The 16,425-nt window shown below is 33.5% G+C and carries 12 protein-coding genes; 7 read left to right on the top strand and 5 right to left on the bottom strand.

Features of this window, described 5'->3' with window-relative positions:
* Nucleotides 1-372: 372 nt before the first annotated feature.
* Entirely contained in the window at nucleotides 373-819 is a 447-nt protein-coding gene (locus RB618_RS19910) for a GNAT family N-acetyltransferase (RefSeq protein WP_308070378.1), read from the top strand.
* Between the two features lie 4 nt (nucleotides 820-823).
* Here the strand turns inward: RB618_RS19910 and RB618_RS19905 are convergent, their stop codons facing one another.
* Nucleotides 824-1,687, bottom strand: coding sequence for a LysR family transcriptional regulator (locus tag RB618_RS19905; protein ID WP_308070377.1), 864 nt, complete (start codon nucleotides 1,685-1,687; stop codon nucleotides 824-826).
* A 62-nt stretch (nucleotides 1,688-1,749) separates the two neighbouring features.
* Here RB618_RS19905 and RB618_RS19900 point away from each other — a divergent pair, with 62 nt between their 5' ends.
* Both RB618_RS19900 and RB618_RS19895 read left to right on the top strand, forming a co-directional pair.
* Nucleotides 1,750-2,271 carry a GNAT family N-acetyltransferase gene (locus tag RB618_RS19900; RefSeq protein WP_308070376.1) on the top strand — a complete coding sequence of 174 codons (522 nt, stop codon included), beginning with the start codon at nucleotides 1,750-1,752 and terminating at the stop codon, nucleotides 2,269-2,271.
* Between the two features lies 1 nt (nucleotide 2,272).
* Entirely contained in the window at nucleotides 2,273-3,160 is an 888-nt protein-coding gene (locus RB618_RS19895; RefSeq protein ID WP_308070375.1) for a DMT family transporter, read from the top strand.
* A gap of 129 nt (nucleotides 3,161-3,289) precedes the next feature.
* Here the strand turns inward: RB618_RS19895 and RB618_RS19890 are convergent, their stop codons facing one another.
* Nucleotides 3,290-4,624 (bottom strand): HAMP domain-containing sensor histidine kinase, encoded by a 1,335-nt coding sequence (locus tag RB618_RS19890; RefSeq protein WP_308070374.1) that lies wholly within the window; start codon nucleotides 4,622-4,624, stop codon nucleotides 3,290-3,292.
* A 2-nt stretch (nucleotides 4,625-4,626) separates the two neighbouring features.
* Complete coding sequence (locus RB618_RS19885; protein ID WP_308070373.1) at nucleotides 4,627-5,976, bottom strand: sigma-54 dependent transcriptional regulator; 1,350 nt, start codon at nucleotides 5,974-5,976, stop codon at nucleotides 4,627-4,629.
* A gap of 286 nt (nucleotides 5,977-6,262) precedes the next feature.
* Here RB618_RS19885 and RB618_RS19880 point away from each other — a divergent pair, with 286 nt between their 5' ends.
* The 4 genes from RB618_RS19880 to RB618_RS19865 all read left to right on the top strand — a co-directional run bounded on the left by RB618_RS19880 (nucleotide 6,263) and on the right by RB618_RS19865 (nucleotide 14,390).
* Nucleotides 6,263-6,973, top strand: coding sequence for an ABC transporter ATP-binding protein (locus tag RB618_RS19880; protein WP_274256425.1), 711 nt, complete (start codon nucleotides 6,263-6,265; stop codon nucleotides 6,971-6,973).
* A 3-nt stretch (nucleotides 6,974-6,976) separates the two neighbouring features.
* Entirely contained in the window at nucleotides 6,977-9,379 is a 2,403-nt protein-coding gene (locus tag RB618_RS19875) for an ABC transporter permease (RefSeq protein ID WP_308070372.1), read from the top strand.
* A 1-nt stretch (nucleotide 9,380) separates the two neighbouring features.
* Nucleotides 9,381-11,792 (top strand): ABC transporter permease, encoded by a 2,412-nt coding sequence (locus RB618_RS19870; RefSeq protein WP_308070371.1) that lies wholly within the window; start codon nucleotides 9,381-9,383, stop codon nucleotides 11,790-11,792.
* Nucleotides 11,793-11,966: 174 nt separating this feature from the next.
* Complete coding sequence (locus RB618_RS19865; RefSeq protein WP_308070370.1) at nucleotides 11,967-14,390, top strand: ABC transporter permease; 2,424 nt, start codon at nucleotides 11,967-11,969, stop codon at nucleotides 14,388-14,390.
* A 476-nt stretch (nucleotides 14,391-14,866) separates the two neighbouring features.
* Here RB618_RS19865 and RB618_RS19860 read toward each other — a convergent pair whose 3' ends face one another.
* Together RB618_RS19860 and RB618_RS19855 are read right to left on the bottom strand one after the other, a co-directional pair.
* Nucleotides 14,867-15,478 (bottom strand): DUF417 family protein, encoded by a 612-nt coding sequence (locus RB618_RS19860; RefSeq protein WP_308070369.1) that lies wholly within the window; start codon nucleotides 15,476-15,478, stop codon nucleotides 14,867-14,869.
* 79 nt (nucleotides 15,479-15,557) lie between these two features.
* Nucleotides 15,558-16,370 carry an AraC family transcriptional regulator gene (locus RB618_RS19855; RefSeq protein WP_308070368.1) on the bottom strand — a complete coding sequence of 271 codons (813 nt, stop codon included), beginning with the start codon at nucleotides 16,368-16,370 and terminating at the stop codon, nucleotides 15,558-15,560.
* Nucleotides 16,371-16,425: the final 55 nt, after the last annotated feature.

Raw genomic sequence — 16,425 nt, 5'->3', positions numbered from 1 at the left:
CATAGAAAAATGCGTCATCGCGCTAAACATAGCCCGTGGTTTCAACCACCGGAACGCAATCATAATTACCATATTGATCACCGTGGTTGAAACCACGGGCTATGTTTTTCATACAATGATTTTAAAATCTTGATGGAGCCTTCTAACGGAGATTCATCGTTCCTCGAAATGATAAACTGTTGACACAAACTGTTGCCTGAACTTTGACAAACTTTCCACTTTAGTTTTGTTTTTTCACCTTGGAATTTGGAATTTAAAACTTGGAATTTAAAAACAACTAATGCATTTTTCGCATCACCTGATAAAAAAATAGCATTTTATATCATTACTAAGGCTTTTATCTTTGTCAAAAATTAAAGCCTAAAATTAAAAATGACATTCAGCCATTCCATTAAATCTTTTGACGAATTATCCAATCACGAATTGTACAATATCCTTCGGTTGAGAAGCGATGTTTTTGTAGTAGAACAAAACTGTCCATATCTCGATTTAGACAATAAAGACCAGAAAGGTTTTCATTTATTGTATTATGTTGATAACGAATTGGCAGGTGTGACGCGCTTACTTCCAAAAGGACTATCGTATGATGAAGTTTCAATAGGAAGAGTTGTAATTGCAAGATCGCATCGCGGATTAGGTTTAGGAGTAAAACTAATGGAAGCTTCAATTGCGGGCTGCGAAGAAAAGTTTGGAAAAGATCCAATTAGAATTAGTGCGCAATACCATTTATCCAAATTCTACCAATCTTTAGGATTTGTAGAACAAGGTGAAGTGTATGATGAAGACGGAATTCCACATATCGGAATGCTGAGAGCTTAACGGTTTACGGAATAATCAATTTCAAAACATTGGCCAACACAGGATTATGATCTTCGGTTCTCCAATTGACATAAAGATCGGTTTCTAGCGGTAATTTGATAAATCGGATTCCTGGGATTTCATGAAAGACATATGAATCGGGTAAAATTGCGATTCCGAGTCCTTTTCGAACTAAAGCAATTATAGAAGAACCAAATTCAGAATGAAGATAGGCTTCTGGCGCGTTCTCCAAAGAATTGAATAATCTCTGAATAAGGTCACTGTAACTGCTTCCTTCATCATTGGTTGGCAAAATAAATTTCTGAGAAGCGAGAGTTTCTTTAGTAAAATCCTCAGTCGTTTGATAAGGATGATTCTCAGGAACTACAACTGCTAAGTGATCGGTATATATTTTTTGAGATTGAATATCTTTTGCATTATTAATATCTCTGGTAATCGCCAGATCAATTTTATAATTTCGCAGAAAATCCTGCTGATTCTCGTACAGAACCTGAACCAGTTTGATTTTTAGTTTTGGAAAAGCTTCTGAAATACGTGACAAAATTTCGGGCATTAGAGAAGCCGAAATAGAATCAGGATGAGAAATGGTAATCGTACCACTCTCGCCTAACTGAATTTGGCGGGCAGATTGATGAATGAATTCGAGTTTACTCAATTCTACCTCCCATTTTTCTTTTAAGAACTGGCCAGCGGCAGTCAATTTAACGTTGCGTTTGTTACGCTCAAACAACTGAATGCCAAGCTGATTCTCAAGAGACTGAATCTGACGGCTGAGTGCTGATTGTGTAATATTCATTTTTCCGGCGGTATTCCAGAAATGAAGTTCGCGAGCCAAAGCCAAAAAATATTTAATCTGCTGTAAATCCATTGATGCAATTTACGCATTTATCACAAACGAAAAACAGCTTTTAACGTATTAAAGAAACAAAAATGAATACGCTAAAAATAACCAAAGCCACAATAGATGACGTTTTAAAACTTCAATCAATTGGCAGACAAACTTTTTCTGAAACTTTTGCCGATGTCAACAGCGAAGAAAATATGAAAAAATATCTGGACGAAAGCTTCGCTACAGAAAAATTGAGTGTTGAATTGAAAAATCCTTCATCATATTTCTATTTAGCTGTTTTAGACGAAAAAATTGTGGGTTATCTAAAACTGAATACTGCCGACGCACAAACCGAAAAAGAAGATTTAAATGCCTTAGAAATTGAACGCATTTATGTAGCAAAAGAATTTCATGGTAAAAAAGTCGCGCAGGCATTATATGCTCAAGCAGAACAAATTGCAGCAAAAATAAAAGCTTCGTACATGTGGCTTGGCGTTTGGGAAAAGAATTTCAGAGCCGTGAGCTTCTACACTAAAAATGGTTTCGTTCAATTTGACACGCATATTTTCAGATTAGGAGACGACGAACAAACCGATTTAATGATGAAAAAAATCTTGATTTAAAATGGAAAGAAGACAGCTTTTATTGTTTTTATTAATTCTTGGCACTGCCTTTTGGGGAGTATCTTACTCTGTTACTAAAATGGCAATTGGCCACTATTCGCTAAACGTATTTTTGTTTTATCGCTTCCTGCTGGCTGTTGTGGTATTGAGTATTATTTTTTGGAAATATGTGAAAGACATTAATCGAGAAGCTATTAAAACAGGCTTTTTACTTGCTGTACCAATGTTTTTAGGCATTCAGCTTCAAACTGTTGGGCTTATATATACAGATGCTTCTCAATGCTCTTTTATTGCGGGATTAACCGTAATTATTATTCCGTTATTAAAACTAGCAATTTATAAAACCAACGCTTCGCTAAAAATCTGGATTGCCGCTTTGACAGCTTTAACTGGGTTATTTATTATTGCCATTCAGGATAAGTTTACCATAAACTTTGGAGACTTATTTACCATTGCGGGAGCTTTTGCTTTTGCAGTTTATTTGATTGCTGTTGAAAAACATTCGGCCACCAAAAACCTTTTGTATTCGATTGTTCCAATGTTTGCATTTTGTGCGCTTTTTACTTTTTTTATCGCGATAACAGACAGGACATCAGAATGGCTTCCGCAAAATAATACGTTCTGGATGGGCGTAATTTATTGTGCATTATTTTCTACAGCTTTTATGTATACGGTTTCAAACATTTCACAACGCTATTTATCGGCAGAACGTGTAGCGGTAATTTATTTGTTTGAGCCTGTTTTTGGCGCAATTGGAGCTTTTTTTATTTTAGGAGAAAATCTTTCGTGGCGTTTACTTTTGGGCGGAACTTTGATTTTTTCTGCCACTATTATTTCTGAAGTCAATTTTAAAAGTGAAAGATTAAGACTGTTGATTAGAAAAAATTAACATTTTAAAATATTTCACGCAGATTTAAAAAGATTTAAGCAGATCAACGCAGATTTTTATTCTAATAAATCTTTTTAAATCTGCAAAAATCTGCGTGAAAAAATCTAAACCTTTTTTTATTTAGGCTAATCAATCCTCAATCAAAGATATCTCAAAAACCGTTTTCCCATTTTCATTTTTATGCGAAATATAACCGCCGTGTGCTTCAATAATATTTTTAGATAATGTCAGACCAATACCAGCGCCTTCGGTTCGGGTGGTGAAAAACGGAAGAAATATTTTTTCTTCAATTTCTTTTTCAATTCCTTTTCCGGAGTCCGAAACTTTTATAAAAATGCGATTGTTTTTGGCTTCCGCCGAAATCGAAATTTGCTTATGATTGCTATTATCTAAAGCATTAATAGAATTAGTCAATAAATTAATCAATACCTGTTCTAACTGCTGGGAATCGACATTTATCAAATAGTTTTGGGTAACAACATTAATGACTTCGATATTACTTTTTCGAAACAACGGATTCATAACTTGAATGCAATTTTCAACCAGCTGCTGTAATGCTGCTTTTTCTTTTTTAGGCGAAGGCAACATAGCCAGTTTTCGATATCCTTCAACAAATTTCTGCAAATGATCGCTTCGTCTCAGCATCGTCTGCACACTGTTTTTTATATCTTCTAAGTCTTCTGTCGAAAGCGAATCTTGTTCTACTAAATCCTCTAGATTTTGGCAGATCGAACGAATTGGCGTTATAGAATTTAGCAATTCATGCGAAATCACTTTCATCAAATTGATCCACGCATCTTTTTCTTTTTTCTCTACCACATTCTGAATAGAATCGAGCAAAACAATAAAATAGTCCTGTCCAAAAATTTCAGTACGAGAAGCCTGCAAAACAAACGTCTGTTTGCTTTGTTCGTTTATGCTAAGCTCGATTGAAGTTTTTATTTCATGAAAATCATCTTCTTCGATAATCTCACACAAAGACGGCAGCTGGTTCTTAAGATATTTCCACTTTGAAACTTTCGGCACATTAAAATGACTCGAAAAATAATCGTTCATCAAAAAAATACTCCAATCGTTTTCTTGCTTTTGCAAAATAATAACGCCCGATTCGATATTGTTTAAAATAGAACGGTAAATAATATCTCTCGTAACTTGCTCATTTTGTTTACTTTTTAAAGTTTCATACAAAGTGAAAAGCTCGTTATAAGTACTATTGAATTTATGTTTTGAGAAATCGGAACTAAAATCATCCTGCAATATCGAAGAAATAGTTTTATTATAGATTAAAACCATATTTCTAACATAAAAATACATTTCTCTTCCCAGCAGAAAAACCATGCAGAGACCAAAAATTCCCGTAAAAAGCAAACCGATTCTAAAGAAATACAGCGACAATTCGATTCCAATCACGATAAAAATTAATCGCAGAAAAAGGAGTTTATAAGTTTGTAAAGTCCTTAGCATAATTAGTCGATATTGATATTAAATTTCTCCAAACGTCTGTAAAGCGCACCTCTTGATAATCCCAATTCTTCGGCAGTTTTACTGATATTGTTGTTGTTTTTAAGAAGCGCTTTTTCAACCGTTGCTTTTTCAACCGAAGAAAGCTGAATATCATCTGAGTTTTCCTCGTAAGGCGTTATCGTTTCCAAATCCAAATCAGAAACCGTTATAGTGTTGTTTTCGCAAAGAATAACCGCACGTTCAATCTTATTTTCCATTTCGCGAATGTTTCCATTCCAAGCGTGTTTTTCAATCTGTTCTAAGACTTTTTTATCAAAAGTGATTTCGTCACGGCTATATTTTTCAATCATTTTGTCCAAAAGATATTCAGCAAGCGGAATTTTATCTTCATGTCTTTCTCTTAACGGAGGCAAAACAATTTCCATCGTATTGATGCGATAATACAAGTCTTCACGGAAGTTTTTATCGGCAACTTCTAGTTTTAAGTTCAAATTGGTTGCTGTAATAATTCTAACGTTTAAAGGTCTTGCTTTTGTTTCTCCCAATCTTGTTACCGTTTTGGTCTGAATAACTTGCAAAAGTTTTGATTGTAAATGAAGCGGTACATTTCCTATTTCGTCTAAGAAAATAGTTCCATTTTGTGCCATTTCAAAACGTCCCGCTGTATCAGTTTTAGCATCGGTAAAAGCGCCTTTCGCATAACCAAACAATTCGCTTTCGAAAATGTTTGAATTCAAAGAACCCAAATCAACTGCAATAAACGGCTGATTTTTTCTTTCGGATTGTGTATGAATATGATGCGCCAGAACAAATTTTCCTGTTCCGTTTTCGCCCAAAATCAAAACATTAGCATCCGTTTTTGCAACTTTATCTGCTAGAGAATAAGCCTTTTTTATAATTTCAGAACTGCCGACAAAGAATTCTTCTTTTATCTCAACTTCCTTGTTTTTCTTCTGTTCTTTTCGAGCTTTATCTACGGCTTGTTTTACCGATTCTAAAAGCTTTTTATTTTCCCAAGGTTTCAGAATATAATCAAAAGCACCCGATTTTAAACCTTCAACAGCTGTTTCTACTTTTCCGAAAGCGGTCATCAAGATTACGACAGTTTTTGGCGAAAGCGTTTTTATTTCTTTCAATAAATACAAACCTTCTCTCCCATCTTCAAATCCTAATCTGTAATTCATGTCTAAGAGTACAACATCAATGGCATTTTTTGCCAATAATTCGACAATATTATTCGGATTATTGAGCGTATAAATGTTCTCAAAATACTTTTTCAGGTAGACTTTTGATGCAAAAAGAATGTCTTCTTGATCGTCGATGATTAAAATAGATGCGTTGGTCTTTTTCATTATTGTTCAGTTTTGGACGAAAGGTGTCCACTTATGGACAGTTTAAAATTTTATTGAAAAATAATCCCTTAAAAACAAGGTATTTACAAGGTTTAATTTACTGGCACGAAAATCACATTAGAACTTGTAAATCATTAATAATTAAACCCTTTCGGAAGTACAAATAACAAAATAAATAGCGATAAATTAAAAATAATTTATCTTAATTTTCAGACTTGTTTCTGTCATTTCCGAAGGCATAAAAATTTTAAAAGAAAATCAATCAAAAATTAAAAACAGTCAAATTATGATTACCATTACAAAACTTTCAAAAGTATTTAGAACTGAGGAATTAGAAACTAAAGCATTAAGTGAAATTTCGTTAACCATCAATCAAGGCGATTTTGTTTCTATTATGGGACCGTCAGGAAGCGGAAAATCGACTTTATTAAACATCATTGGACTTCTGGACAGCGCTTCTAGCGGAAGCTATAAACTTCTGGATCAGGAAATGGTAGGTTTAAAGGAAAAACAAAAATCGCAAGCTAGAAAAGAAAACATCGGATTCATTTTCCAGAACTTCAATTTAATTGACGAATTATCGGTTTTTGATAATATCGAACTGCCTTTAATTTATAACAACGTTCCTTCTGCCGAAAGAAAATCTCGAGTAAACGAAATGGCAAAAATTTTAGGAATTGCACACCGTTTGAAGCATTTTCCCCAACAGCTTTCAGGCGGACAGCAGCAGCGTGTGGCTGTAGCAAGAGCTTTAATCAATAATCCGAAAATTATTTTGGCCGATGAGCCAACAGGAAACTTGGACAGCCGAAATGGAAATGAAGTAATGGAATTGTTGACCGATCTTCATGCCAGCGGATCGACAATTTTGATGGTAACGCACTCCGATTATGATGCTTCTTTTTCTCAAAGAACTATTTTAATGAAAGATGGCGAAATCCTTTCTGAAAAAGTGAATCATAGAAATGTTGATGTTTTAGTAACTGCTAACAACTAATTTATGCTTCAGAATTGGATTAATATATTTATTTATCAATTAAAGCATAACAAGCTTTTCACGGCTCTGAATATTCTTGGTCTGAGTATTGGAATTGCAGGTTTGATCTTTGCAACGCTGTACTGGAATGATGAGTATTCTTATGATAAATGGAATCCTGAAAAGGATAGAACATTTATTGTAATGAATGATTTAGGAAAAGGAGATGTTTGGGCTACAAACTCAGCTATGACTGGGCCATATTTAAAATCATCTACTCCATATTTAGAAAATTATTGCTATTTCAATGACTACTATAGTAGAGAAACCATACAGTTTAATGGCAAAACAGAATTGATTGATAAAATCTTTTCAGCACAAAATAGTTTCTTTTCTTTTTTTCCTTTTGAATTCAAATACGGGAATCCGAAAACTGCTCTTAAAGAACCACAAAGTATTGTTTTCTCTGATGAAACGGCATTTCGTTTATTTAAAAATGAAAATCCAATTGGCAGACAAGTAAAATATGCCGACAAAATATTTGTCGTTCGAGGCGTATATAGAATACCTGGAAAATCGGTTGTAATGCCAAATGCTGTTACCAATATGATCGAAGAAGATCTCGAAGGGCGTAAGGATCACTGGGGCTTCAGTTTTGGTTTAATTTTAAAGTTAAAGCAAAACAGTGACTTGCCTCTTGTAGCTAAAAGTCTAGATGATTTTTTTATTGAAAGCAACTTCAAAAAACAGGCTAAACGTGAAGGAATGACAATTAAGGAGTATACTAAGGCATTTGGCGAACCTATGAAAGTCCAATTACTCCCTTTTGAAAATTCACGACTTTATAAAGGAGTATATCCATTTCCGGAAGGAACAGGAAATCTTCAGTTTTTACGAATCTTGATGGGATTGTCAATTTTAATTTTATTGCTTTCAATTGTAAATTATATCAATTTAGTTACAGCCAATGCCATAAAACGAGCAAAGGAAGTTGGCGTGAGAAAAATTATTGGAGCCACAAAAAGACAGATTGTGTTTCAGTTTGTATTTGAAACCGCATTGACCATGCTTTTCGCTACATTATTAGCACTTGTAATTGTGGAAGTTTCTTTGCCTTTTTACAATCAGTTTTTAAACAAAGAATTGGTTCTTGCAGGATCTCAGTTTTATCTTCAGCTTGTTGTAATCTTTAGTCTTGTAGTTGTTGTGAGTGGCGTTTTTCCAGCGGTTTACATTTCAAATTTTAAAGTTTTAAAAGGAAATTTTTCACACAGTAAAAATGGTTTGTGGCTTAGAAATACCATGCTTGTTTTACAATTTTCGATTGCTGTTTTCTTCATTATTGGTTCTATTGTAGTCTATCAGCAAGTTCAATTTATGGTAGAAAAAGATTTGGGGTTTAGTGGCTCACAATTAATGAATATTTCATTTAGAGAACAAAAAGACAAAGGGCAATTTGAGCGCTACGAAAGCATAAAACAAGAAATCTCAAAGATTCAAGATATTGAAGGAGTTTCAGTTGGAGCGTTTTCTATCGGCGATAACTGGTGTTCGAGAGGTGGCGTGCATTACAAAAATAATGAAGTTGTTATTGTTAATCAACTAGGTTCTGATTTTGGAATGTTGGAAATGTTGAATATTAAGTTAGCGAAAGGAAGATTTCTTTCTAAAAAGCTAGCTTCTGACACAATTTCTAATGTTTTACTAAACGAAACTGCTGCTAAAACTATGCGTGAGAAAAATCCTTTGGATAAAACTATTGGATGGAACGGACAAGATTATAAGGTTGTCGGAATTGTAAAAGACTTCCATTATTTTGGTCTTGATACCGAAATTGCTCCTATGATTTTCTTTCATATAAATACTCAAAAATGGACACAAGGTAATATCGAATCTATTACAGTTAAAGTTTCTCCAAAAAATATGGATCAGACTATTGCTTCGCTAAAGAATTTTTGGGTCAAAAATGTAGATTCCGAATATCCATTTGAATACAGTTTTGTAGACAAAAATTTTGCCCGCACTTATAAAAAATACGAAGACCAAAGAAATTTATTTGCTTTATTGAATGTTGTTGTAATTCTAATTGCCGTTTTCGGGCTGTTTGCCTTAGCTTCTTTTTCGATGGAAAGAAGACTGAAAGAAATTGCGATAAGAAAAACACTTGGCGCTGAAACCAATACTTTACTGAAAGAACTATCTAAACAATATGTAGTTTTCTGTATCATTGGTTTCTTTATCGGAATTGTACCTGCTTATTTGCTATTGCAAAAATGGCTCGAAAATTTCCCATTCCGAATTGATATTACTCTACTACCCTTTTTTATTGCTTTTGTGTCTTTGCTTTTTCTCACGCTGACCATAGTTCTAGTAAAAGCCTATCAAGTAACAAAAGTCGATGTTTTAAAATACTTAAAATACGAGTAAAATGATTAAAAATTGGACAAACATATTTGTTTATCATATAAAGAATAACAAATTCTTTACAGCCCTAAATATATTGGGATTAAGTATAGGAATTGCAGGTTTAATATTTGCCATTCTATACTGGAATGACGAACACGCTTACGATCAATGGAATCCTGAAAAGGATAAAATTTATAACGTAATGAACGATTTTGGAGGAGGAAATGTTTGGACATCAAACTCTCCGATTCCGGGAAGAATGTTAAACGAAACGACTTCTTATTTAGACCAATACTGTTATTATAGACTGTATTACACAAAAGAAACAATTCAATATAACGGAAAAATAGAATTGGTAGACAAAATTTTTTCGGCTCAAAGAAGTTTCTTTTCTTTTTTTCCTTTTGAATTTGTACAAGGAAATGCTAAAACAGCTTTTAGTGACCGCAACAGCATGGTTCTTTCTCAGGAAACGGCTTCGCGCATTTTTAAGAATGAAAATCCTATGGGCAAACAGGTTAAATATGCTGATCGAATTTTTGTCGTTCGCGGTATTTACAAAACACCCGAAAAATCATCGATAATGCCTTCGGTTATTACTCCTGTAGTTGAAGATGAACTAGAAAAAAATAAGGATAACTGGGGTTTTAGCTACGGATTAATGCTTAAGCTGAAAAAACAAAGCGATACTACGGCAGTCATTCAAAACTTAGATAAAATATTTCTTGAAGACAACTACAAAAAACAGGCAAAAGCAGACGGATTATCTATTGAACAGTTTATAAAACAATATGGAGATCCTATAAAATCAAGACTTCTGCCGCTTACAAAGGCAAGACTTTATCAGGGAAATTATGCTTTTCCTGAACAAAACGCCAATTTGCAGTTCTTAAAAATTGTAGTGGGTTTATCTATCTTAATTTTAATACTTTCGATTGTAAACTACATCAATATGGCTACTGCAAATGCGGTAAGACGTGCTAAAGAAGTTGGGGTTCGCAAGATTGTCGGTGCTACGAAATCACAAATTGTTACGCAGTTTGTTTTTGAAACCACTCTCATCACTTTGTTTTCTGTTTTGTTGGCAATGGTGATCGTAGAACTTTCGCTTCCGTTTTATAATGCTTTTTTAAACAAAAACTTAATGCTAATTGGAACTCAATTTTACTCCCAGCTTATTCTAATTTTCTTTTTTGTCATTATCGTTTCGGGAGTTTTTCCGGCAGTTTATATTTCGAATTTTGAGACGCTTAAAGTCTTAAAAGGCAATTTTTCTAGAAGTAAAAATGGTGTTTGGATTCGTAACGGAATGCTTGTTTTACAATTTTCTATTGCTACACTTTTCATTATCGGGTCGTTTATTGTTTACAAACAGGTAAACTTTATGATGGATAAAGATTTAGGTTTTAACGGTACTCAGGTTATGGATATTTCTTTTAAACCTCAAAAAGGAAAAAGTCAATACGAAAGGTATAAACTCATTAAACAAGAATTGTTGAAAATTAAAGGCGTTGAAGCTGTTTCTGCTGGAATGTTCTCTATTGGCAGCAACGAAAATTCTTGGCAAGGTCTTCATTATAAATCCAATAAAGAAGTCATAACACAGCAAATGCCAATGGATTTTGGACAATTAAATCTTTTAGGAATCCAAGTAATCAAAGGAAAAGATTTGAATCCTGAATTGGCAACCGACAGCATTTCGAGTGCTTTATTGAATGAAACCGCTGCAAAAACGCTTCAGGTAAAGGATCCTGTAAATCAAGATGTCACTTTTGGAGGAAAAAAATTTAAAGTTGTAGGTATTGTCAAAAACTTCCATTACATCGGAATGGAATATAATATTGCACCAATGATTTTTTTCCATATTAAGGCTTTTGACTGGATAGATAACGAGATGCGCTTTATTTCGGTTAAAATATCTACCGATCAAATGCCTGAAACAATCGCTGCTATAGACAAATTCTGGAAATCTAAGGTCGATCAGGAATATCCCTTTGAATATGGTTTTGTAGATAAAAACTTTGCTCGAACTTATAAAAAATATCAAGACCAAAGAAATTTATTTGCTTTACTGAATGTTGTGGTAATATTAATTGCCGTTTTCGGATTATTTGCTTTGGCTTCTTTTTCTATGGAAAGAAGATTGCGCGAAATTGCCATCAGAAAAACGCTTGGCGCTGAAACCAATATTTTGCTAAAAGAATTGTCTAAACAGTATGTCCTTTTCTGCATAATTGGTTTTCTTATCGGAATTGTTCCTGCTTATTTACTAATGCAGAAATGGCTAGAAAACTTTGCTTCTCGAATCGATATTCCGTTTCTGCCTTTCTTAGTTGCTTTTGTTTCGCTGTTATTTTTAACGCTGACAATTGTTCTAGCGAAAGCCTATCAAGTGACCAAAGTAGACGTTTTAAAATATTTGAAATACGAATAATTAGTTTGTTTTTTTTATTTCACGCAGATTTTACAGATTTAAGCTGATAAGGCAGATCTATTTTTAGATTTAAAATGCATCTGCCAAAATCTGTAAAATCTGCGTGAAACTAACCTCACTAAGTATAAGGCATAGCATAAACTGATGCTCTATATTATTTAAACCACCAACAAAATGCTAAAAAACTGGATCAATATATTTATCTATCAAATAAAACACAGTAAATTATTTACTGCTCTCAATATTCTCGGATTATCAATAGGAATTTCGGGCTTGATTTTCGCGCTTCTGTATTGGAATGACGAACATAATTATAATGCTTGGAATCCAGAAAAAGACAAAGTTTATCAGGTTTTAGCGCAATTAAGCGATATGCCTGTAACGGCAAATAATCCTGTGCGCTTAAAACCTCATTTAAAAAATGATCCCAACGTAGAAGCTGTTGTTTATGCAGATGAATGGTATCAAAAAGACAAAGTTGTTTACAATGGCCAAAAGGAATTTGTAGATAAAATCGTAAATGCCGAAAAAGATTTCTTTTCTCTTTTTCCTTTTGAATTTATTCATGGAAATGCAAAATCGGCTATAAAAGACGAAAACAGTATTGCCATTTCAGAGAAGCTTGCAGAACGTTTTTTTGGAAATAAAAACCCAATAGGCAAACAAATCAAATGTTTGGATGCTACGTTTACAATTGCGGGCGTTTATCGCATTCCAGGAAATTCATCGATCGCACCAAACATAGTGATAAACCGCATGAAAGACTTGGCAGATCCCGACAAAAACCCTGGTCTTTTTGTTTTAAAAGTATTGGTAAAATTAAAAGATCCATCCAAAGCAGACTTAACTCGGAAAATGCTTGATCAAGTATTTTATGACGAGGTTATTGTAAGAACTGCCAAACAAGCGGGTTTTACACCAGCAGAAATGGTCAAGAAAATGGGAAGTTTCAAGGTTTTGATGGAACCGCTTTCATCTGCCAGACTGCATTCTGTAACCGACGGTTATCCTGAAGGAAGAGGAAATTATCAGTTTCTGGTAATTATGGCTTGCTTGTCTGTTTTGATTCTTATTCTGTCTATTGTCAATTATATCAATTTGGCAACGGCAAATTCAATTAAAAGAGCTAAAGAAGTTGGGGTTCGTAAAATATTGGGCGCTTCCAAAAAACAGATTGTTTGGCAATTCATTTTTGAAACCATTTTGATGACTGCTTTTTCGGTTTTATTAGCGTTAATGATTGTAGAAATTGCTCTTCCTTATTACAATTCTTTTTTGGAGAAAAATTTAAGGATAATCGAAAGTCAATTTTATCTTCAATTAATACTAGTTTTCATTATAACCATTGTTTTTGCTGGAATATTTCCTGCTTTATATGTTGCTAATTTTGAGACTTTAAAAGTTTTAAGAGGCAATTACGCTCGAAGTAAAAGCGGTATTTGGCTTAGAAATGGAATGCTGATTTTTCAATTTGCCATTGCTTCCTTTTTTATTATTGGTTCTGTAATTGTCTATCAGCAAATTAAATTTTTAAATAATAAAGATCTTGGTTTTAAAGGCGATCAGGTTATGGCAATTTCGTTAAATCTTCCGTCTTCCTATTATCAGGGAGAAAATGTTGGAAAGAATATTTTTGAAAGATATAACACTATAAAACAGGAACTTTCAAAAATTAAAGGCGTTGAAAAAGTTTCAACTGGTCTTCTTTCTTTTGATGGAGAAGATGATTCACAATGGCCAATTTGGTATCGAGATGTGCTTTTCAAACAAAAAGCAATCGGACTTGATTATGACATGCTAAATCTGCTAAATATAAAAGTAATAAAAGGCAGAAATCTTACTCCAAACATAGCTTCAGACACTATAAATTCTGTTTTAGTTAATGAAAAATCATTGGCTTTAATGCAGATAAAAGATCCTATTGGTAAAGAGATCAAAATTGGAAATCAGAAAATGAGGATTATTGGCGTGGTAAAAGATTTTAATCTTTTAAGCCCAGAAGTCGATGTTCCGCCTGTTACTTTTTATCATATAAAATCTCTAGATATGGCCAATGAAATGAATCGCATTTACGTAAAATTAAAAGCAGATCAAATTCAAAGTTCTATTGCTGAAATTGAAAAATTCTGGAAATCAAAAGTCGATACCGAATATCCTTTTCAATATGATTTTGCCGATAAAGAATATGCACGAACTTACGAGTCTTATGTAAAGCAGAAAAATTTGTTTTCTCTGCTCAATATTATTGTGATTCTTATTGCCCTTTTTGGACTTTTTGCTCTCGCATCTTATTCTATTCAAAGAAGAATGAAAGAAATTGCGATTCGAAAAACTTTGGGCGCAGAGACCAATATCTTACTGAAAGAACTGTCTAAACAATATGTAGTGTATTGTGCAATAGGTTTTCTTATTGCTGTATTTCCTGCCTATGTTTTATTGCAGAAATGGCTGAATAATTTTGCCTTTAGAATCCAAATTCCGATACTGCCGTTTCTACTTTCCTTTTTGCTCTTATTGTTTTTAACGCTATGCATTGTTTTAGCAAAAGCATATCAAGCAACAAAAGTAGATGTGCTGAAATATTTAAAATATGAATAATCATTTTTTAGTTTTTTTTTCACGCAGATTTTACAGATTTAAGCTGATTAGGCAGATATATTATAGATTTAAAATAATCTGCCCAAATCAGCAAAATCTGCGTGAAACTAACCTTACCTAACATGCTTTGCATTAATGTGCTGAAATATTTAAAATATGAATAATTAGTTTTGAGTTTTTGTAAAAAGCTGTGCAAGTCTGAGCCCTTGCGCAGTTTTTTTTTATAAAATTATATTCCGTTAGGAATATCTCGTTGGTAGAAAAAAAAGTTGCGTATTTGCATAGTGTCCTGTAGGGACACCCGTTTTGCGGAATAAATGTTGTGAAGATAATCAAACGTTCCTACGGAACGTGTTCTGTGAATCCATTAAAAAAATCTACCAATCAGACATTCCTGCAGAATGAATAGGAACAGAATTAATTCTGTTCCTATTTTATTTTATGTTACTAATTGAGTCTTTCTTTTTCAAGACAAATTAAGCGTAAAAACGGTTTAAAATTTTCTTTGCATTGTCTGAAGCGACAATCAATCCGCCACTCATCATGATAATGTCTTTGAGAACCAAACGGCCTCCAACAGAAAGATACGGAAACCCAAACTCTGGTGTTGGAAAATCTCCGCCCAAATTTGGAACGTAAACTTCTGGCGTTGTGATTAAAAATGATAAGGTTACAAACGCCATTCCGAATGTCAGAAGTCCACCCAAAAAACCCATTTTAGGAAACCAGATTCCCAAAAGAACCAACAAGCCAATTGTAACAATAACAGTTCCCAATCCGTAAGAAAAAATATAAGTTCCGTTGGCTTCGTGCCATTTAATGTTTTTCTCAACGGTTTTACCTTCAACGTTTTTGTAAAGTGTGTAGGCTTTTACAGTTTTACCTTCATCATTCACAACCTGTTTATTGGCATCTTTATAAAAGAAACTCATAAACGGACTATTCGCTACAAGCGGAACTATTCCGTCTGCTTCATATTTAAAGGCTTTTAATCCGCCAATCCATGCCATTACAACAAATATGGCAATTCTTAAAAAATGAATAAAGTTGCTTTGTCCACCCGCAATAAATCGTATAAATTTTTCCATTTTGATTATGTTTTAAATACAAATCAAAATTACTTTATGCTTATCTGGATAAAAATGGACGTAAAGGAGTTTTCATGGACTATTTTGCCACGATAGAAATGCCAACTTCTTTTCTGAATTCTTTAGGCGAAATGCCTACGCTTTTCTTGAAATAGCGGCTGAAATAAAATTCGTCTTCAAAATTAAGATCGTCTGCAATTTCTTTTATGGTCTTAGTTGTTAAATGCAACTGTTTCTTAGCTTCCAAAACAATGCGATCTTGAATAAGCTGAGAAGGCGATTTTCCGAAATGTTTTTTGATTCTTTTACTGAAAGTATTCACACTCAAATTGTATTTTGAGGCATAAAAAGCGACTTCTTTTGCTTCTAGAAAATGCGTGTCTAACAAATGCTGAAACTTCAAGATATCGGCATTTCCAATAGACTCCTGAATCTGAGGTGACATTTTGAGCTGTTTTTCTTTACTGCTCAAGGCGAGAATAACTTGCAGATAGGATTTTAGAATCGAGTTGTCATAATCCTGTTCAGAATCTTCTACCCTTTTCATTCTTTCCATAATGCTCGTGATTTCTTCGTAAATAAAATCGGAAACAATTACGAAAGGTTCGCTATAAATATCATTGAATAAAATTCCGTTGCAAGCCACTTCTTTTTTATGGTATTCAATGCAATAAAAATCTCCATGAAAACTGAGAATATTTATGAAAGGGGCTGTCGAACTTTTCCATTGCAATAACTGATACGGCGTTAAAAACAAAAGACTTTTTCCTTTGCATTCGTAATCGGTTAAATCAACAGAAAAAGTGGCTACCCCATCAAACATCAAAATGTTATAATACGGTTCGTTGATTTCCTTATCAAGAAAAGAAGATTGTTTCAGTTCGATTTTCATATTACTAAATTAACGCAAAGCCATCTATTGCGCAATTTAAATCAAAAAAAATGCC

The organism is Flavobacterium sp. LHD-85 (assembly GCF_030929595.1).
Classification (GTDB): Bacteria; Bacteroidota; Bacteroidia; order Flavobacteriales; family Flavobacteriaceae; genus Flavobacterium.
Note: the sequence above shows the minus strand (reverse complement) of the source record. Positions and strands in the feature narration are given on the sequence as shown.

Coding starts and splice junctions, on each gene's coding strand:
- RB618_RS19910 (WP_308070378.1), top strand. CDS start 373: ATGACATTCAGCCATTCCATTAAATCTTTTGACGAATTATCCAATCAC.
- RB618_RS19905 (WP_308070377.1), bottom strand. CDS start 1,687: ATGGATTTACAGCAGATTAAATATTTTTTGGCTTTGGCTCGCGAACTT.
- RB618_RS19900 (WP_308070376.1), top strand. CDS start 1,750: ATGAATACGCTAAAAATAACCAAAGCCACAATAGATGACGTTTTAAAA.
- RB618_RS19895 (WP_308070375.1), top strand. CDS start 2,273: ATGGAAAGAAGACAGCTTTTATTGTTTTTATTAATTCTTGGCACTGCC.
- RB618_RS19890 (WP_308070374.1), bottom strand. CDS start 4,624: ATGCTAAGGACTTTACAAACTTATAAACTCCTTTTTCTGCGATTAATT.
- RB618_RS19885 (WP_308070373.1), bottom strand. CDS start 5,976: ATGAAAAAGACCAACGCATCTATTTTAATCATCGACGATCAAGAAGAC.
- RB618_RS19880 (WP_274256425.1), top strand. CDS start 6,263: ATGATTACCATTACAAAACTTTCAAAAGTATTTAGAACTGAGGAATTA.
- RB618_RS19875 (WP_308070372.1), top strand. CDS start 6,977: ATGCTTCAGAATTGGATTAATATATTTATTTATCAATTAAAGCATAAC.
- RB618_RS19870 (WP_308070371.1), top strand. CDS start 9,381: ATGATTAAAAATTGGACAAACATATTTGTTTATCATATAAAGAATAAC.
- RB618_RS19865 (WP_308070370.1), top strand. CDS start 11,967: ATGCTAAAAAACTGGATCAATATATTTATCTATCAAATAAAACACAGT.
- RB618_RS19860 (WP_308070369.1), bottom strand. CDS start 15,478: ATGGAAAAATTTATACGATTTATTGCGGGTGGACAAAGCAACTTTATT.
- RB618_RS19855 (WP_308070368.1), bottom strand. CDS start 16,370: ATGAAAATCGAACTGAAACAATCTTCTTTTCTTGATAAGGAAATCAAC.